Raw genomic sequence first — 18,234 nt, 5'->3', positions numbered from 1 at the left:
TCAGCCGCCGAAGCTGCGCACCAGCACCAGGGCGATCGAGGGGAAGGCCAGCAGCAGGCCAATGCGCAGGAGGTCGGAGGCCAGGAACGGCATCACGCCCTTGAAGGTCTCGGACAGCGGCACGTCGCGTGCCAGCCGGTTGATGATGTAGACGTTCATGCCCACGGGCGGATGCACGAGGCCGATCTCCACCACCATCAGCGCCAGGATGCCGAACCACACGCTCTTGTCGGTGGCGTTGAGGCCGTGGAATTCCAGCCCCATCACCATGGGATAGAAGATGGGAATGGTCAGCAGGATCATGGCCAGGCTGTCCATCACGCAGCCCAGCAGGATGTAGATGACCAGGATGGCCACCATCACCAGCATGGGGCTGAGCGCACTGGCCTGCACCCAGGCCGCCAGCTCGCTGGGCATCTGCGACAGGGCCAGCGCGGTGTTGAGCATGTCGGCGCCCAGCAGCACCAGGTAGATCATGGCCGTGGCCTGGGCCGTGCCCAGCAGGCTGGCCTTGAAGCCCGGCCAGCGCAGGCCGCCCCGGAACACGGCCAGCAGGCCGCAGGCGGCGGCGCCAATGGCCGCAGCCTCGGTGGGGTTGGCCCAGCCGCCGTAGATGCCCACGATGACCACCAGGAACACCAGCAGCACCGGGGACACCTGGGCCAGCGCCTGGAGCCGCTCGGGCCAGGGCACCACCGGCCCGGCAGGTGCCGCCGCCGGCCGCAGCAGCACAAACAGGCGCACCACCACCATGTAGCCGACCATCGCGATCACGCCAGGCAACAGGGCCGCCATGAACAGCTTGCCGATCGACTCCTGCGTGAGGATGGCGTAGATGACCAGCGGCACGGATGGCGGGATCAGAATGCCCAGCGTGCCGCCCGCCGCCAGCGCGCCGGTGGAAAGGCTGCCCGCATAGCCCATGCGCCGCAGCTCGGGCAGCGCCACCTGGCCCATGGTGGCGGCCGTGGCCAGCGAGGAGCCGCAGATGGCGCCAAAGCCCGCGCAGGCCCCGACCGCCGCCATGGCCACGCCGCCGCGCCAGTGGCCCATGAAGGCCGCCACGAAGCGGAACAGCGCAGCGCTCAGCCCCCCCTGGGTGGCAAACTGCCCCATGAGCAGGAACAGCGGGATCACCGCGATGTCGTAGTTGGACAGGCGCGCATAGGCCAGCGTCTTGAGCAGGTCCAGCACGCGGTTCACGTCGCCGCCGCTGAGCACGCCGTAGCCCACCGCCCCCATAGTGAACATCGCGATGCCAATGGGCACGCGCAGCACCAGCAGCACCATGAGGCAGGCAAAAATCAGGCTTCCGATGGCGATCCCGCTCATGCCGCCACCCCCACAAGGCCCGCTGCGCGCAGGTGCTGTCCGGCACGGTAGGCACCGGCCAGCGCCAGCAGGCCGAAGCCCGGCACCATGGCCATCTGCGGAATCCACAGCGGCCAGTCCAGCAGCATGCTGTGCTCGCCCGCCTCCTTGACCATCCACGCCCCCGAGGCCGTGCGCCACGCCAGCAGCGCACCAAACAGGGCCACCAGCAGCGAGCCCAGGGCGTCGAGCCCATGCACCGCACGCGGCGACAGGCGGGCCGTGAAGAAGTCCACCTTCACATCGCCGCCCGACAGATGGCACCAGGCAAAAAACGAGGCCGCCGCAAAGGCCGCGCACATCTGCAGCATTTCCACATCGCCCGCCACGGGGTGGGCGAACAGCTTGCGCCCGGTGATGGACACCACGCTCATGGCCACGATGGCCACGAACACCAGCGATCCGGCCATGGCCAGCGCCTGGCAGGCCAGGCGCAGCGCCCGGCCCAAGGGCCCGGTGGGCAGGAGGGCCTCATCGGCCACAGCAAGGGGTTCAGACATGACAATTCCCTGCCCGTGCAGGCAGCGCCGCTGCACGGGTTGTTGATTCAGCAATGGAAGAAAGCGGGGGCGCGGCACGGCAGCGCCCCCGGGGAGACACGCTGGCGGCCAGGGCCAGCGCGGGGTGCATCCGTCAGCGCATCAGCGCGCGTGCTTGTGCAGCAGGGCGCGGGCACCGTCCAGCAGCTGCTGGCCGTTCATGCCCTTGGCCGTGACCTCGGCCACCCAGGCGTCAGTCACCGGCTGCGCAGCCTTTTTCCACTGGGCCAGCTCGGCCTTGGGAATCACGTTGGTGGTGTTGCCCCGGGTGAGCTTCTTGCCTTCGGCATCGGCCTGCAAAAACACCGCACCGATGTGCGCCGACAGATCGGCGCCGCTGTTCGCATCGATCACCTTGCGCAGCTCGGCCGGCAGGCCGTCGTAGCGCGCCTTGTTCATGGCGAACAGGAAGGTCGAGGTGTAGATCGCGGGCTCGGCCGGGTCGGTCTCGGAATGGAACTTGACCAGCTCCTGGATCTTGACCGAGGGCACGACTTCGTAGGGCACCAGCGCACCGTCGATCACGCCCTTGGCCAACGCCTCGCCCACGGCAGGCACGGGCATGGCCACCGGTGTGGCACCCAGCGCGGCCAGCAGCTTGTTGGTCTGGCGCGTGGGGGCGCGCAGCTTGAGGCCCTTGAGGTCGGCGAGGGTGGTGACGGGCTTGCGCACCAGGTGGAACACGCCGTCGCCGTGCACATGGAAGGCGATGGGGTGCACGGCCTTGAAGTCCTCGGCGGCGTACTGCTGCACGAAGTCCCACAGCGCGCGGCTTGCGGCCTCGGGGCTTTGCATCATGAAGGGCAGCTCGAACGCCTCGATGCGCGGAAAGCGGCCGGGCGTGTAGCCGGGCAGGGTCCAGATCACGTCCACCAGGCCATCGCGCAGCTGGTCCACCAGCTGGGGCGGCGTGCCGCCCAGTTGCATGGAGGGGTAGATCTGGCAGCGGATGCGCCGGGCCGATTCGACCGCGATCTTGTCGCACCAGGGCTGGATGAACATCTGCTGGGCATACGAGCCCGCGGGCAGGAAATGGTGGACCTTGAGGACGATGTCGTCTGCCGCCCGGGCCTGGGGCAGGGCAGAGGCGAGCAACAGGGCGGCCACCGTGGCGGCACGTCGAAAGCGCATCATGGGTTGTCTCCGAGCAAGAGGTCACTGGTGGGTGTGTGACCTGTTTTTGATGTGGCTCAGTCTAAAAATCGGGCACCGGTGGTACAAGATGGCGCGTGCGGCGGCGCGATAACCGGCCGTTATCATGGTTATCCATGAAACTGACCAACCTGCGCGCGCTGGTCGCGGCGATCGACGAAGGCAGCATGCGCGCTGCCGCCCGGCGGCTGGGGGTGTCCCAGCCGGCGCTCACCAAGATGGTCCGCGAGCTGGAGCGGGAGCTGGCCACCACGCTGTTGCTGCGCTCCACCACCGGGGTGCTGGCCACGGCCCAGGGCATGGTGCTGTACGACCGCGCCGTGGCGGCCGACCGCGAGCTGGCGCATGCGGTGGACCAGATCCAGCAGCTGGATGGCCGCATGACGGGCTCGCTCACAATCGGCGCGGTGCCGCTGGCCGTGATGCTGCTGGTGCCCGAGACCCTGCGCACCTTCGGGCGCGCGTTTCCCGACATCCAGCTGCGCATCATCGAGGAGCTGTACATCGCCCAGCTCACGCGCCTGCGCAAGGGCGAGGTGGACATTGCGCTGGGCCCGCTGCCCGAGCACCTGCCCTCCGGCGAGTTCGCGGTGGAGACCCTCATGCCCATCGACATGGTCATCGTGGTGCGCAAGGGCAACCCGCTGGGCCGCGCGCGCCGCCTGGCGGACCTGGCCCAGGCACCGTGGGTGTACACCGGCGCCAACGCCGACTCGGGCTATGCCAAGACCCTGTTCGAAAACCACGGCATGAAACCCCCACCGGCCGGTGCGCTGGTCAACTCCACGCTGGGCCTGTTGTCCATCATTGCCAGCGGCAACTGCGTGGGCCTGCTGCCGCACCAGATTGCGGTGCACCCGTTCGCGGCGCAGCACCTGCAGGTGGTGGCCGTGACCGAAGGGCCGCTGCAGCTGACGCTGGGCGCGCTGGCCCGCGCCGATGCGGCGCTCAAGCCCAGCGTGCGCCATTTCATGGCCCACCTGCACCGCGCGGCCCACCACCTGAGCGATCCGCTGCGCTGACGGCACCCTGCACCAGCGGGTGCCCCACCGCCCCTGCGGCGGCGCAGCGACAATCGGGGCCACCATGACCCACGCACACCGCTCCGCCACCCCCATCTCCACCCACGACACCACGCGCATTGATGACACGCGCATCAAGGCCGTGCGCCCGCTCATCACGCCCGCGCTGCTGCAGGAGTGGCTGCCCGCCCCCGACGCGGCCCAGACCCTGGTCGAGACCAGCCGCGCCGCGATCTCGCGCGTGCTGCACGGCCAGGACGACCGGCTCATCGTGGTGGTGGGGCCCTGCTCCATCCACGACCACGGCCAGGCCATGGACTATGCGCGCCAACTCAAGGTGCAGGCCGATGCGCTGCAGGACGACCTGCTCGTCGTGATGCGCGTTTACTTTGAGAAACCCCGCACCACCGTGGGCTGGAAGGGCTACATCAACGACCCGCACCTGGACGGCAGCTTCGCCATCAACGAAGGGCTGGAGATGGCGCGCGCGCTGCTGCTGGATGTGCTGGCCCTGGGCCTGCCCGTGGGCACGGAGTTCCTGGACCTGCTCTCGCCGCAGTTCATCAGCGACCTGGTGAGCTGGGGCGCGATCGGCGCGCGCACCACCGAGAGCCAGAGCCACCGCCAGCTGGCCAGCGGCCTGTCCTGCCCCGTGGGTTTCAAGAACGGCACCGACGGCGGTGTGAAGGTGGCGAGCGACGCCATCCAGGCGGCCAGCGCCGCGCACGCCTTCATGGGCATGACCAAGATGGGCCAGGCCGCGATCTTCGAGACGCGCGGCAACAACGACTGCCACGTGATCCTGCGCGGCGGCAAGCAGCCCAACTACGGCGCGGCCGATGTGGACGCGACCTGCGCCGTGCTCAAGGCCGCAGGCCTGCGCGAGCAGGTGATGATCGACGTGAGCCACGCCAACAGCAGCAAGCAGCACCAGCGCCAGATCACCGTGGCGGGCGAGGTGGCGCAGCAGATTGCGGCCGGCGATGCGCGCATCACGGGCCTCATGATCGAGAGCCACCTGCAGGAAGGCCGCCAGGACATCGTGGCGGGCCAGCCACTGCAGCCCGGCGTGTCGGTGACCGATGCCTGCATCAGCCTGGCGCAGACCGTGCCCGTGCTCGAAAGCCTGGCCGCCGCCGTGCGTGCCCGCCGCGCCCGCAGCTGACGGCAACGGGCAGCGGGGCCCCCTGGCATCTGGGGCAAACCCCCATGCAGCGCCCCCGCTGCGGGGGCCTGTGCGGTGTAGCATTGCCCCTTCGAACCTTGGGGCTGTCGCCCCTTGGATTTTTACCTGTGGTGCAAGCGTTCAGCATGTGCCCGCTTGCTGTCCGACTGCCTTGCTGTTCACGCTGCCCCGCACCTGCACGCCCACCCCGGTCGCCCTGGCCCTGCGGGGCCGGTGCGCGCCCCTGGGCACTGTGGCGGCCTGACCATGCCACCCGCGCAAGCCACCGCAGAAGCCGCAAGGCTCCAGGCACTGCAGTCTTACGCCATCCTCGACACCCCGGCCGAAGAAAGTTTTGACCAGCTGGCCAAGCTGGCCGCACAGGTGTGCCACTGCCCGATGGCGGTGGTCAATTTTGTGGACCATGAACGCCAGTGGTTCAAGGCCACCGTGGGCGTGCCCTTTCGTGAAACCGACCGCGCCATCGCGTTCTGCGCCCATGCCTTGAGCGGCAGCCGCGAGCCCCGGGTGGTGCCCGATGCCACGCTGGACCCCAGCTTTGCCAGCAACCCGCTGGTGCTGGAGGAGCCCCATATCCGCTTCTATGCCTGCGTGCCCCTGGTGACGGGCGAGGGCTTTGCGCTGGGCACGCTGGCGGTGCTCGATGTCGTGCCGCGCGCCCTGCAGCCCGAGCAGCTGGAAGGCCTGCGCATCCTGGCCGAGCAGACCATGGTGCAGCTGGAGCTGCAGCGCCAGAAACAGATGCTGGCCGAACTGGTGCAGCAGCGCGACCAGATGCATGCCGAGATGGTGGCGCAGGGCGAAACGCTGCGGGTGGCCGGGCAGATTGCCCGGGTCGGGGGCTGGATCATTGACCTGCCCAGCCTGCAGCTGAGCTGGTCCGAGGAGATCGCCGCCGCCTACGGCATCGCCCAGCGCGTGGGCACGGCGGCCCAGATCCTGCAGCTCTACACCGAGCCCCACCGCGCCGCCATGCACAAGGCATTCGGCGATTGCATGCAGCAAGGAACGCCGTTCGACCTGGAGGCCGAGGTGGTTCTGCCCGGCGAGCGGCATTTCTGGGTGCGCACGGCGGGCCAGGCGGTGCGCGCTGCGGACGGCCGCATCGTGCGCGTGCAGGGGGCCTTCCAGGACATCACGGCACAGCACCAGGCCCAGCAGGACCGGCTGTTCAGCGAAGAACGCTTCCATCTGGTCTCGCGCGCCACGGCCGATGCGGTGTGGGACTGGAACCTGCACACCGATGCGATGTGGTGGAACGAAGGCATGCAGAACCTGTTTGGCATACCGCTGGACCAGCTGCCGCCCGACAGCACCTCCTGGACGCTGCGGCTGCACCCCGATGACAGCGAAGGGGTCCTCCACGGCATTCACCAGGCCATTGACGGCACGGCCCACCACTGGTCGGCGGAGTACCGCTTTCGCCGCCGCGACGGCAGCTATGCCTGGGTGCTGGACCGGGGCTTCCTGATCCGCGACCCGCAGGGCCAGGCCGTGCGCATGGTGGGCGGCATGACCGACATCAGCGCCCAGAAGCTGGCCGACCTCGATGCCCAGCGCGACGCGCAAAACCATGCGGAGCTGCTGCAGGTGCAGCAGCGCATCTCCTCGCTGGACATGCCCCTGCCCGAGGTGCTGCAGCTGGTGGCCGCCACGGTGCTGCGCCAGACCCATGCACGCGGTGCGATGGTGGAGCTGCTGCAGGGCCGCCAGCTGGTGGCGCAGGCCTCGGCGGGCGACCATGTGCGGCCCGTGGGCAACCTGCTGGCCGTGGACGAGAGCCTGCTGTGGCCCGCGCTCAGCCAGGGCCAGACCGTGGTGTGCAACGACACCGAGGCCGAGGGCTGGGACATGGCCTCCATGCCCCACCGCCACGGCGTTCTCTCGGTGATGGCCGTGCCGCTGCGCAGCGGCGACGCGATCGTGGGTTCGCTCAAGGTCACCTCGGACAAAACCAACGCGTTCTCGCGCCGCGACGTGGCCCACCTGGAGATCCTGACCGAGTCGCTGGGTGCCATGGTGCAGCTGCGCCATGTGGCCGGGCAGTTGCACGCGTCCGAGCTGCAGTACCGCATGCTGTTCGACGAGCACCCGCACCCGATGTGGGTGTACGACAAGGAGACGCAGCGGCTGCAGGCGGTGAACCGGTCGATGGAAACGCACTACGGCTACACCGAGGCCGAGCTGCTGGCCATGCAGATGACGGACCTGTGGCCCGCCGAGCGGCGCGATGCCATCCGTGCGTCCATCGACGCCATCCCCATGCACCAGCGCAACAAGCCGGTCATCAGCCGCCATGTCAAAAAAGACGGCTCGTTCATGGATGTGGAGATCACGGCGGGCAGCATCAGCTTCAATGGCCGCCCGGCGCGCCAGGTGCTGGCCACCGACGTGACCGAGCGCCTGCGCAACGAGCGCGAGCTGGCGCGCATGGGCCGCGCCCAGCGCCTGTTGAGCGCCTGCAACGAAACCCTGGTGCGCGCCACCTCCGAAACCGCGCTGCTGCAGGCCATCTGCCAGATCGCCGTGGACATCGGCGGCTACCGCATGGGCTGGGTGGGCTTTGCGCTCGATGACGAGCGCCAATCCATAGCGCCGGTGGCCCACGCGGGCTACAACCAGGACTACCTGGAGAACCTGAACCTGTCCTGGTCGGCCGACCACCCCTATGGGCGGGGCCCTGCGGGCAGGGCCGTGCGCTCGGGCAAGCCCGTGATCGTGCAGGACATCCGCACCGAAGGCGACTTTTCCGACTGGACCGAGCGCATGCTCGACCACGGCTTTCATGGCGTGATCTGCCTGCCCCTGAAGCACCACGACCGGGACCAGGACCACACCTTCGGCCTGCTGTACCTGTATGCGCCCGACATCCTGCAGATCAGCCCCGAGGAAGCCGCGCTGCTGCAGGAGCTTTCCAACGACCTGGCCTTTGGCATCACCAGCCTGCGCGCGCGCAAGGCGCAGCAGCGCATGCAGGCCTCGGTGCTCAAGGTGGCGGCCGCCGTGTCGGCCAGCACGGGCACGGAGTTCTTCGTGCAGCTGGTGCGCAACATGGTCGATGCCCTGGGCGCCCAGGGCGGCTGCCTGGTGCGCTTGCTACCACCGGTGCAAGGGCAACCCCCCCGGGTGGCCACGCTCGCGGCGGTGCTGGACGGCCAGTTGCTGCCCGCCGACGAGTACACCCTGCAAGGCACCCCCAGCCTGGTGCTGCTGTCGCAGCGCGAGTATGTGGTAGCCGACAAGGTCCAGCAGCAGTACCCGCAAGCGCCCATCCTGCGCCGGATGGGCGCGCAGGGCTATGCCGGGCAGCAGCTGTGCAATGCGGATGGCGAGGTCGTGGGCATTGTGTTCGTGCTGTTCCGCCAACCCATTGCCGAGACGGATTTCATCACCTCGACACTGCAGATCTTCGCCTCGCGGGCCTCGGCAGAAATCGAGCGCCAACTGGCCGACGCCCGCATCCAGCACCAGGCCTCGCTGCTGGACAAGGCCCAGGACGCCATCGTGGTGCGCGACCTGGAGCACCGCGCCATCTACTGGAACAAAAGCGCCGAGCGGCTGTACGGCTGGTCGCAGTTGCAGGCGCTGGGCCAGTCCATCGAAACCCTGCTCTACGACGACCCCACGCATTTCCGGCACGCCACACAGACGGTGCTGGAGCAGGGCGAGTGGACGGGCGAGATCGTGCAGCGCCACCGCAACGGCAGCAGCATCGAGGTCGAGGGCCGCTGGACGCTGGTGCGCGGCGACGACGGCCGGCCGCAGTCCATCCTGGCGATCAACACCGACATCAGCCAGCGCAAGGCCAACGAGCGCGAGATCCAGCGCCTGGCCTTTTATGACGCGCTCACCGGCCTGCCCAACCGCATGCTGCTCATGGACCGCATGCACCAGGCGCTGGCCACCGCGCAGCGGCGCCAGCAGGGCGGGGCGCTGCTGTTCATCGACCTGGACAATTTCAAGCAGCTCAACGACACCCTGGGCCACGACCAGGGCGACCTGCTGCTGCAGCAGGTGGCGCAGCGCCTGAACACCTGCGTGCGCAGCGTGGACACCGTGGCCCGGCTGGGCGGCGACGAGTTCGTGGTGATGCTCGAAGAACTGAGCCCCAAGCCCCACGAGCTGGCCATGCACGCGCGCAGCGTGGGCGAAAAGATCCTGACCATGCTGGCCGTGCCCTACGCGCTGGCGGGCTACCAGTACCGCAGCACGCCCAGCATCGGCATCGCCCCCTTCACCGGCGAGCTGACCAGCGTGGGCGAGCTGCTCAAGCAGGCCGACCTGGCCATGTACCAGGCCAAGACGGCCGGCCGCAACACGCTGCGCTTTTTCGACCCCGACATGCAGGCCGTGGTCACGGCCCGCGCCGGGCTGGAGACCGACCTGCGCTCCGCATTGGCGCAGGACGAATTTTTGCTGCACTTCCAGCCGCAGATGCGCCAGTCCGGCGAGTGCGTGGGGGTGGAGGCGCTGGTGCGCTGGGCCCATCCGCAGCGCGGCATGGTGTCGCCCGCGCAGTTCATCCCGCTGGCCGAAGAGACCGGGCTCATCCTGCCCCTGGGCCGCTGGGTGCTGCACAGTGCCTGCCAGCTGCTGGCCAGCTGGCAGAACGACCCCGCCCGGGCGCGCCTGACCATGGCCGTGAACGTGAGTTCGCGCCAGTTCCGGCATGCGAGCTTTGTGGATGACGTGGCCCGGGTGCTGGCCATCACTGGCGCCCCCTCCAGCCAGCTCAAGCTGGAGCTGACCGAAAGCCTGCTGGTCGAGGACATGGAAACCACCATCGCCACCATGGAGGCGCTGCGCTCCTATGGCGTGGGCTTTTCGCTGGACGATTTCGGCACCGGCTACTCCAGCCTGAGCTACTTGAAGCGCATGCCGCTGTCCCAGCTCAAGATCGACCAGAGCTTTGTGCGCGACCTGCTCACCGACCCGAACGACGCGGCGATCGTGGACACCATCATCGGCCTGTCGCGCAGCCTGGGCCTGGAGGTGATCGCCGAAGGCGTGGAAACCCCCGAGCAACGCGCGCTGCTGGCCCGCGCGGGCTGCCAGCTCTACCAGGGCTACCTGTTCAGCCGCCCCCTGTCCGTGGACCTTCTGGACGCCTTCCTGCGCTCCGCCCCCGCATAGAGGCCCCCAGCCTTCTTCTCCTGAACGGAACCGCAGCCTTGGGCCTGCGGTTTTTTTTCGCCCTTGGGACCGCCCAGAAGGGCCTGCAGGGCCCCGTGGCGGCCCGGGGGCGTGCCCTGCCGGCCATCCACGGGTTTCAGAGCCCTGGCCGGGGTGTTTGCGTGGGGGTTCCGAGGGGCCGGGAGTTGTTCCCTGTCTTTCTTCTTATATCTTTTATAAATACATAGTCGTAGTAGTAGAGGGCGGCCCTGGCTGTGGACAAGTGGATTTTCTGCAAGCCCGGTGCGCACTTAGCGGCGGACCAACCCTGTGCATCCATCCCTGGTGCCGCTGTCCCCGCAACGGGGACAAAAGCCGGCATGCCCCGACTTCTGTGGATAACCCCTCGGTTGTGCCAGAACTATCCCCAGTTTTACGCACCGGGCCGCCGGGCGCGGCTGTTTTGCACAAAATCGGGGCCTTGCGCAGGCTGGTAAAGCGCCAGACGCTCCTTCATTGATAGCAATCGGTGGATTTCTTTGGCGCCAGCGCCAGGGGCCCCGGCCCGGGCCGTGCAAGGCCCCGCAGGTTGGGCCGCCAGGCATCCCGGTCCGGCCGTCCGATCCGGGGTTCCCTTTTCGTTGGTTTTCCGTTTTTCCTTTGGCCGCAACCCGCGGCCCTTCCACCCTGAACAAGCGCCCCAGGACCGTTGGGGTGCCCCGGACTGGGGGTTCTGGTTATTCTTTGATAGCTCTATATATAAATAGCAGTAGTAGTAGAACAAGCCATTTTTTGTGGACAAGCCATTTTTTTTCAATGCTGGCGCGGACTTGCGTTGCGGCAAAGTCTGTGCGGCGGGCTGCACAAAGCGCGGGGCTCGCTGACAACAACTTTGCGGCGCCGGATGTTTGTGTGGATAACTGCCTGGTTGTGCCAGAACTGCTCCCAGACTTATCCACAATCTGCCGCCCTGACCGCGGGCCCATCCCGTTTTTGGCGGTCTGCGCCGGTCTTGCAGGCCCCCAACCAAAAAAAGGCCCGGCGTCCTGTGATGGACGCCGGGCCTGGCTGCAGGCCGCCTGGGAAGGGCGGCTTATTTGGCGGGGGCGGGTGGCTGGCCTGGGCGGCCGCCTTCACCACCGCGCATGCCACCGCCATGGTGGGGTTCGCCGTGGCCGCCTTGCATGCCGCCCATGGGTCGCATCGGACGCATGCGGTGTGCCTGGGCATCAAAGGTCTTTTGCTGCTCGGGCGTCAGCGCGGCATAAAAGGTCTTGGTGGCTTCGCCCCGGCGGTCGGCCTCGGCGGCATGCTGGGCGCGCAGGGCCCGCATGCGGTCGATGCGTTCGGGGGTGGTGAGCTTGTCCATGTCCTGGCGGTCCAGGCGGGCGGGGCGCTCGCCGGGTTGCAGGGCGGTGGTGAAGGCGGTCCAGGCGGGCTCCTGGGCGGCGGTCAGCTTGAGCTGGGCCTTGAGTTCCGCCAGGTGCTTGGCATGGTGCTGGGCCCGGCCTTCGGGAGGGTGGCGTTCGTGCCGGCCTTCGGGGGCCTTGGGGGATGCGCCGGGTGGGGTTGCAGGGGGCTGCTGCGCCAGCACGGGCAGGGCCAGCGCGGCCAGAAATGCGGTGGCAGCGAAGCGGCGTTGGAAATGGGATGCCATGGGGTGAGTCCTTTCACAGTGGTGAGCTCGCTGCAACGACCGTTTCAGCGATTGGAGTCCAGTGTCTGCCCCGCATGTATCGCCGCCGTGCGTGTTGGATGAGGCTGTGTAAAGTTGTGACAAGAAGCTGCAGGTGCCCGCCGGGAATATCCTGCGCCAAAATGGCAACGGGCGCTTGACCATCCAGCGGTAATAGCTATTAAATTGATAGCTGTTTCCGGGCCGTGGCTCACCCGCTGGGAGGGCCTGTGCAGGGCCCCGGGTGGTGACCGCCGACAATGGCGGGTTCCGAGTCCGTTTGCCTGTTTATTCACCAACGCTCCCCAACAAAAGGTTTTCCGTGTTCAAGAACATGATCGTGTACCGCATTGCCCCGCAATGGTCGGTGGAATTGACGCAGGTCGAAGAGGCGCTGGCCAAGGCACCCTTCATGGAATGTGGCGCCACGCAAGAAAAATCCCTGGGCTGGGTGCCGCCGCGCGGTGATGCCCATGGCCCGCTGGCCGAATCGGTGGGGGGCCAATGGATCCTGCGCTTCATGGTCGAATCCAAGGTGCTGCCCGGCAGCGTGCTGGCACGCAAGGTCAAGGAAAAGGCCGAACGCATCGAGCAGGAAACCGGCCGCAAGCCCGGCAAGAAGGAAAGCAAGGAGCTGAAGGACGAGGCCAAGCTCGACCTGCTGCCCATGGCCTTCACCAAGCAGGGCTCGATGTGGGTGTGGATCGACACCGCCTCGCGGCTGCTGGTGCTGGACACGTCCAGCCAGGGCCGCGCCGACGAGGTGGTGACCTTGCTGGTCGAATCCCTGCCCGGCCTGTCGGTCTCGCTCATCAACACCGAGACCAGCCCGCAGGCCGCCATGTCCCACTGGCTCAAGGAGCAGGAACCCCCCGTGGGCTTCACGGTGGACCGCGAGTGCGAACTCAAAAGCGCCAACGAGGAAAAAGCCGTGGTGCGCTACGCCCGCCACCCGCTGGACATCGAAGAGGTGCAGGCGCACATCGACGCCGGCAAGCTACCTACCAAACTCGCCCTCACCTGGGACGACCGCGTGAGCTTCATGCTCACCGAGGGCCTGCAGATCAAGAAGGTGTCGTTTCTGGACACGGTGTTTGAAGGCACCAAGGCCGACGACGGCGGTTTTGACACCGACGTGGCGATTGCCACGGGCGAGCTGGTCAAGCTGATTCCGGACCTGATCGAGGCGCTGGGGGGCGAGGCGGAGAGTGGGGTGGCCAGCGCGGCCGATGCGGTGGCAGCAACTGCTGCTGTACCGGCCACCACCACGGCGGCGCCTCGGACTTCGACGCCCTCCTCGCCCTCGGCACCCGCACGCAAGACAACCGGCGGCGGTGTTGTGACCGGGCCCCGAGAGGCTCCGATCGATACGGACCCGGGGGCCGTGCCGTTTTGATGGGATCAAGCCCCTCGGGGATCTTGCGCTTGGCGCTGTTGTCTGCCACGGGCGTATGGTGGGCTCGGTGCGTGCGGGACATCGAACAGATCGCTTGATTGGGCGAATCACCGCCCAATCAGAAGTGCACTATTTCACCTGAACGGAGTTTGCTCTTTGTGGCACGACGTTCATGATTTCTTGGACAAAGATTTTTCTCCATGCATCCTTGGTCGGGTCTTCGATCAACTGTGGCATGAAGCCAAAGACCAGGGTGCGCTCGCCCCGTACCATGATTCCGTTTTCGGGTTGCAAAATGTCAGTGGCCAGTAGTTTGTAGCCTTGCCGAGGGGTGATGGAAGCATAGCTGGTGTAGAGGCTTCGGGATGGCTTGAGACGGAGCACTTCACCGTTGATCAGAAATACGCCTCCTTTGTTTTTCCATTTGATTTTTGAAATACCAAAAACATCGTTCATCCAGTCGGCGGTTGGTTTTCCATTTTCATCAAATTCTCCAAGGCGCATGTCTTGAACGAGTGCTCCGCCATTCTTCCAATAGGTGGCCAGTTTGGATTTGATGCTTTGTGGAAGCGCTGTCTGGTGGGGAACCAGGATGGCGTCAAGACTCTGAATGATGGGGTCGTCCTGGAGCAGGTTTTTTTCACCAATGAGGTGAACATCCAGCTCCGGCTGGCTGTTCAGGATTTTGTATGCTGCAAACAGCGCGTCCCGGTGGGTGTTTCGGCCAGCACTTCTTTCCCCGTGCCAAACATAGAAATTCGTGGCGGAGCCCAGGATCCCGATTTTGGCTCTTCTCTTTTCAAGTTTCGGGCTGTCGTTGGCAGGCTTGATTGCAATAGCACTGAGCTTTTCTGTATCGATGGTTGCCGATTGGCCTGCCGTCGCCTGGCGCTGAAAGCCGCCTACCTCAAAACCGATAACGTTGGATTGAGAAAGCGCCTGGGTGATGGTGCGGTTGATGACAGGAATTAGCTCGTGGGTTTTCTTTTGCCGTTCCCATACTTCGGCATAGGCCCCCACCATGATTTGCTTGTAGCCCAATGAACCCATGTAGTTGGCAAGTGTTGGGAGCACATCTGTGTCGGGAACCAGTTTGTATCCGTCATAGAAGTTGAAATCTATCACGGCAATATCGATGCAGTCCGCCAGTTTTTCCACGACGCCGGTTGCATAGATGGCGTCATGCGATGTGAAGGTTTCGGCAAAATAACCCATTGCCAAGGCCCCATTTTTTCTGATTGCCTTTGAATATAAGCATGTGGCATCACGGAGCCGGTTTTCACGGTATTCTTTGTGAATATAGAGAAGGGGCTCTATTTTTTGGGGGCCTAGATGAATATTGTTGTTGTAGTTGATGACGGGTTGAGGTGTTCCGTATTTTTTTGAAAAATCGTTCTGGGTAGATTTTTTGTAATCACGCCATTGGTAGCCAGTCTGCCCATACTTGATTTCATGCTCTTCCTGGAGCCCCACTGAAAAACCAAGTATCTTTCCTGGATAGCGGTTGGAAAAATGGAGAACAGTTTTCTCTGTGAATTCTGTGGATTTTTTCTGAATGAAATCATCAGTGAAATCCAGTTGCCATTGATATTCTCCAGAGAAGTTTTTCATTACTGAATCTGGATGGTCTTTGTAGACCCATGCGGGCACCGTGGATGCATCCGGTATTTTTTTACCATTCTCATCAAGGTAAGAGCGTCCCCCCATGTCGAGGACCATTATCAGAGAAAGGCCGCTGTTGACAATGGCATCAAGGTATTTGTAGTAGTGGGAGAATTGATATTGATTTTTTTGATTCTCAATGTCAGACCAATTGAGATAAAAAGTCACATGGCTGAATCCATTTTTTTTGATATTTTTCAGCAGATTGGCATCCTGGTTGATATCCCAAGGCATCACAATGATGCTTGAAACGGGTTCCCTGGATGAAGGAGTGTTTGCAAAGGCGATGGACGAGAAAATAAATGCCGCAATACAGATAATTTTTTTCATGGAAGAAGCTGTGGAATGAGTTCGGGGCGCTGTCTCTGCATCCAGGATCACCAGGTGTTTGGGCATTGCCACCCATATGGTGGGCGCATGGGCATGTAGGCGGAAGAACAACAGGCGCAGATGTTTTCTGCGCCATTGTTTCATGGACCGTGGCAGCGTTTTGCTTGGAGCAGAACCCCAGGTCTCCAGGGGAGACCATGGAGTCATGGGACGTTGCGGATGTCAGGGGGACGGTTCTATCAGCGCCACCAGTGCGTGCAGCGCATCCACATACCCATCCTCCATCCCCAGCACTTCCAACTGCCGCACGAGCTGGTCCAGATAGTCCCGGTTGCTGCCAATGCGCCCGCAGGCCCGCGCGATGGTGGCGGCGGTGGCCTGCATGGACAAGTCGCCCCGGTGGAGGGGGTGCCGGGGGTTGGCGACCAGCACCAGCGCCTGCACAGTGCCCTGCGGAGTGGGCAGGGGCAGCAGTGCGGGGCAGTAGGCGCCGGCGATCATTTCCCGGCGCCAGAGCAGGCGGGATTCGGCGCCCACCAGCGGCGCTGGGATCCGGAACGCCAGACCTTCGCAGGTCTGGCTGGCATCCGGCTCCAGCGTCAGCACCAGCCCGGGGCAGTCGGGTGTGCCCCGGCCGATGGTGGTGCCCAGGGCAAAGCGGCGTGCATACCCGGGCAGGTGGGCCCGGCGCACCTCGTCAAAATGAAAACCGGGGTTCCACATCAGCGAGCCATAGGCAAACACCCACAGGTCGAGCGATTGCGTGGTGATGGTGGCGAGCACGTCGCGGCGCGAGCGTTCCACCTCGCTGTCGGGCAGGCGCCAGTGGGCGGGCAGGCCCTGGTTGCGGGCCTGGGCGTCCCATTCGGCCAAAGCCTCATCGGTCAGGCGCAGGCCCGAGGCGTGGGCCGGGGTGAGCCGGCCTTGCAGCTCGGGCAGGTGGAGGAAGGCGTTGGGGTGGGGCATGGTGGCGGGCCGCAGCTTACCGGCGGGCCAGGTCGAACACCAGCACGTCGGCGCCGGTGCCGTGGTGCAGGGTCAGCTGGTCTTCCTCCTCCAGCAAGGCGCCGTCGCCAGCGGCCAGTGGCACGCCGTTGACCTGCACGGTGCCCTGTGCCACGTGAACATACGCCAGGCGCTGGGGGTCGAGTGCCTGCGTGGCCGTTTCGGCATTGCTGTCGAACAGGCCCGCCCAGAGGGAGGCGTCGGCATTCATGCTCACCGAGCCGTCTTCTCCCCGGCGCGAGGCAATCCGCACCAGCCGACCCCGCCGGTCTGCGGCCGGAAAGTGTTTTTGTTCGTAGCTGGGGCGGATGCCGGTGAACAGGGGTTTGAACCAGATCTGCAGGAAGTGGGTGTCCTGGTCCTGCAGTGCGTTGAATTCGCTGTGCTGCACACCCCAGCCCGCGCTCATGCGCTGCACATCGCCGGGGCGCAGGATGCCGGTGGGGGGTGTTGGCGCAGGGGCGGAACCGTCCGCAGGGCTGCGCTGCGGCAGGTTGTCCTGGTGGGCCAGCGCGCCGCTGAGCACGTAGCTCACGATCTCCATGTCGCGGTGCCCGTGGCTGCCAAAGCCCTGGCCGGGTGCCACCGTGTCGTCGTTGAGCACCAGCAGGTTGCCATGGCCCTGGTGGTGCAGGTCAAAGTAGCTGCCAAACGAAAAACTGTGGGCGCTGTGCAGCCAACCGGTGGAGGAGCGGCCCCGGTCGGAAGCGGCACGGACGGTGATCACGGTGAAGGTGTCCTGGTGTTGGCTGAAGCTTGTGTCCATCAGGCGATGGCATCAGCGAACTGTAGACGGCGGGCCTGCCCGGATAAACGGGGCGGGCGCAAACGGAGTGTTCTGGAAACGGGGCCAATAAGAGGGGCCCGTGAGAATCGCGCGTGGGTTGGCTGGGCACTACCGGCCCGTAAACGACGCACTCTGGCGCTGGTGAAACGCCTCTACCCCTGCGCGGAAGTCCTCCGTGCCCGCGCACTGCACAAAGGCGTCTTTCTCGGCGGCCAGTTGTTCGGGCAGGGTGCGGTCCATCGATTCGCGCATCAGGCGTTTCATGGCGCCGAAGGCCACGGTGGGCCCAGAGGCCAGGCGCTGGGCCAGGGCCGTGGTGCTGTTCTCCAGTTCGGCGGCGGGCACCACGCGGTTGATGAGGCCCAGGCGCAGGGCGTCGTCGGCGGTGAAGGCGTCGCTCAGCAGCGCAATCTCCAGCGCCTTGCGCAGGCCCACGATGCGCGGCAGTGCCCAGGATGCGCCGACATCGCAGCTGGTGCCCAGGTGGATGTAGGCCAGGTTGAAGCGCGTGCCTTCGGCGGCGATCACATAGTCGGCCATGAGCAGCAAACTCAAACCCGCACCAGCGGCCGCACCGTGCACCTGCGCGATGACGGGGGCGTTCATCTGTGTGAGCAGCAACAGGGCCTGGTTCAGCGGCGTGAGAATGTCGATGGCGCCCTGCACGGGGGCCGCGCGCAGCGTGGCCAGGTCGCCCCCGGCCATGAAGCCCCGGCCGTTGCCTGCCAGCACCACCGCACGCACGCCAGGGTCTACGGCGATGGCCTGCACGGCGGCGAGGAAGGCATTGGCCATGGGCACGTCGATGGCGTTGAGGGCCTCGGGTCGGTTGAAGCGCAGCGTGGCGATAGGGCCGTCGCGCTCCAGCAGCAGGGGGGCGGCAGGGTCAGTAGCAGGATTTTTCATGTCAAATTTGCCTCTAGCGCTTGATGAATAAGCGCAAGCAGCTCCTGTTTTAATAGTAATTTGGCCACTTTAAAACGAGTGGCTGTGCGTG

Annotated in this window: 12 protein-coding genes; 4 read left to right on the top strand and 8 right to left on the bottom strand. The window is 65.5% G+C overall.

Annotated features, from left to right (window positions below):
• From DBV10_RS00745 to DBV10_RS00735, 3 genes are all read right to left on the bottom strand, one after another.
• A complete protein-coding gene (locus DBV10_RS00745) occupies positions 1 to 1,332 on the bottom strand; it encodes a TRAP transporter large permease (RefSeq protein WP_124509630.1) in 1,332 nt (443 codons plus the stop codon).
• Entirely contained in the window at positions 1,329 to 1,871 is a 543-nt protein-coding gene (locus DBV10_RS00740; protein ID WP_124509627.1) for a TRAP transporter small permease, read from the bottom strand. The genes DBV10_RS00745 and DBV10_RS00740 overlap by 4 nt, the downstream gene beginning before the upstream one ends.
• Positions 1,872 to 2,012: 141 nt before the next feature.
• Entirely contained in the window at positions 2,013 to 3,044 is a 1,032-nt protein-coding gene (locus DBV10_RS00735; protein ID WP_199740011.1) for a TRAP transporter substrate-binding protein, read from the bottom strand.
• A 134-nt stretch (positions 3,045 to 3,178) separates the two neighbouring features.
• Between DBV10_RS00735 and DBV10_RS00730 the strand changes: the two genes are divergently transcribed.
• The 3 genes from DBV10_RS00730 to DBV10_RS00720 all read left to right on the top strand — a co-directional run bounded on the left by DBV10_RS00730 (position 3,179) and on the right by DBV10_RS00720 (position 10,403).
• Complete coding sequence (locus DBV10_RS00730; protein WP_124509625.1) at positions 3,179 to 4,084, top strand: LysR family transcriptional regulator; 906 nt, start codon at positions 3,179 to 3,181, stop codon at positions 4,082 to 4,084.
• A gap of 64 nt (positions 4,085 to 4,148) precedes the next feature.
• Positions 4,149 to 5,249, top strand: a complete 1,101-nt coding sequence (locus tag DBV10_RS00725; protein ID WP_124509623.1) for a 3-deoxy-7-phosphoheptulonate synthase — start codon at positions 4,149 to 4,151, stop codon at positions 5,247 to 5,249.
• A gap of 267 nt (positions 5,250 to 5,516) precedes the next feature.
• Positions 5,517 to 10,403 carry an EAL domain-containing protein gene (locus DBV10_RS00720; RefSeq protein ID WP_124509621.1) on the top strand — a complete coding sequence of 1,629 codons (4,887 nt, stop codon included), beginning with the start codon at positions 5,517 to 5,519 and terminating at the stop codon, positions 10,401 to 10,403.
• A 1,072-nt stretch (positions 10,404 to 11,475) separates the two neighbouring features.
• On the opposite strand, the gene DBV10_RS00715 is transcribed toward DBV10_RS00720, so the two are convergent.
• On the bottom strand, positions 11,476 to 12,039 hold the full coding sequence (locus DBV10_RS00715; protein ID WP_124509619.1) for a Spy/CpxP family protein refolding chaperone: 564 nt from the start codon (positions 12,037 to 12,039) through the stop codon (positions 11,476 to 11,478).
• Positions 12,040 to 12,379: 340 nt separating this feature from the next.
• Here DBV10_RS00715 and DBV10_RS00710 point away from each other — a divergent pair, with 340 nt between their 5' ends.
• Positions 12,380 to 13,453, top strand: coding sequence for a recombination-associated protein RdgC (locus tag DBV10_RS00710; protein ID WP_124509617.1), 1,074 nt, complete (start codon positions 12,380 to 12,382; stop codon positions 13,451 to 13,453).
• 129 nt (positions 13,454 to 13,582) lie between these two features.
• On the opposite strand, the gene DBV10_RS00705 is transcribed toward DBV10_RS00710, so the two are convergent.
• The 4 genes from DBV10_RS00705 to DBV10_RS00690 all read right to left on the bottom strand — a co-directional run bounded on the left by DBV10_RS00705 (position 13,583) and on the right by DBV10_RS00690 (position 18,143).
• Positions 13,583 to 15,589: a beta-galactosidase gene (locus tag DBV10_RS00705; protein WP_233589752.1), complete on the bottom strand. Its 2,007-nt coding sequence runs from the start codon at positions 15,587 to 15,589 to the stop codon at positions 13,583 to 13,585.
• 78 nt (positions 15,590 to 15,667) lie between these two features.
• The gene (locus DBV10_RS00700; protein ID WP_124509615.1) at positions 15,668 to 16,411 is read right to left on the bottom strand and encodes a gamma-glutamylcyclotransferase; all 744 of its coding nucleotides are present in this window, start codon (positions 16,409 to 16,411) and stop codon (positions 15,668 to 15,670) included.
• A 16-nt stretch (positions 16,412 to 16,427) separates the two neighbouring features.
• A complete protein-coding gene (locus tag DBV10_RS00695) occupies positions 16,428 to 17,177 on the bottom strand; it encodes a pirin family protein (RefSeq protein WP_124509613.1) in 750 nt (249 codons plus the stop codon).
• 168 nt (positions 17,178 to 17,345) lie between these two features.
• Entirely contained in the window at positions 17,346 to 18,143 is a 798-nt protein-coding gene (locus DBV10_RS00690; RefSeq protein ID WP_124509611.1) for an enoyl-CoA hydratase/isomerase family protein, read from the bottom strand.
• Positions 18,144 to 18,234 lie beyond the last annotated feature (91 nt).

The sequence above is a fragment of the Acidovorax sp. FJL06 genome, from assembly GCF_003852545.1.
Lineage (GTDB): Bacteria > Pseudomonadota > Gammaproteobacteria > Burkholderiales > Burkholderiaceae_C > Acidovorax.
Note: the sequence above shows the minus strand (reverse complement) of the source record. Positions and strands in the feature narration are given on the sequence as shown.

Coding starts and splice junctions, on each gene's coding strand:
- DBV10_RS00745 (WP_124509630.1), bottom strand. CDS start 1,332: ATGAGCGGGATCGCCATCGGAAGCCTGATTTTTGCCTGCCTCATGGTG.
- DBV10_RS00740 (WP_124509627.1), bottom strand. CDS start 1,871: ATGTCTGAACCCCTTGCTGTGGCCGATGAGGCCCTCCTGCCCACCGGG.
- DBV10_RS00735 (WP_199740011.1), bottom strand. CDS start 3,044: ATGATGCGCTTTCGACGTGCCGCCACGGTGGCCGCCCTGTTGCTCGCC.
- DBV10_RS00730 (WP_124509625.1), top strand. CDS start 3,179: ATGAAACTGACCAACCTGCGCGCGCTGGTCGCGGCGATCGACGAAGGC.
- DBV10_RS00725 (WP_124509623.1), top strand. CDS start 4,149: ATGACCCACGCACACCGCTCCGCCACCCCCATCTCCACCCACGACACC.
- DBV10_RS00720 (WP_124509621.1), top strand. CDS start 5,517: ATGCCACCCGCGCAAGCCACCGCAGAAGCCGCAAGGCTCCAGGCACTG.
- DBV10_RS00715 (WP_124509619.1), bottom strand. CDS start 12,039: ATGGCATCCCATTTCCAACGCCGCTTCGCTGCCACCGCATTTCTGGCC.
- DBV10_RS00705 (WP_233589752.1), bottom strand. CDS start 15,589: ATGAAACAATGGCGCAGAAAACATCTGCGCCTGTTGTTCTTCCGCCTA.
- DBV10_RS00700 (WP_124509615.1), bottom strand. CDS start 16,411: ATGCCCCACCCCAACGCCTTCCTCCACCTGCCCGAGCTGCAAGGCCGG.
- DBV10_RS00690 (WP_124509611.1), bottom strand. CDS start 18,143: ATGAAAAATCCTGCTACTGACCCTGCCGCCCCCCTGCTGCTGGAGCGC.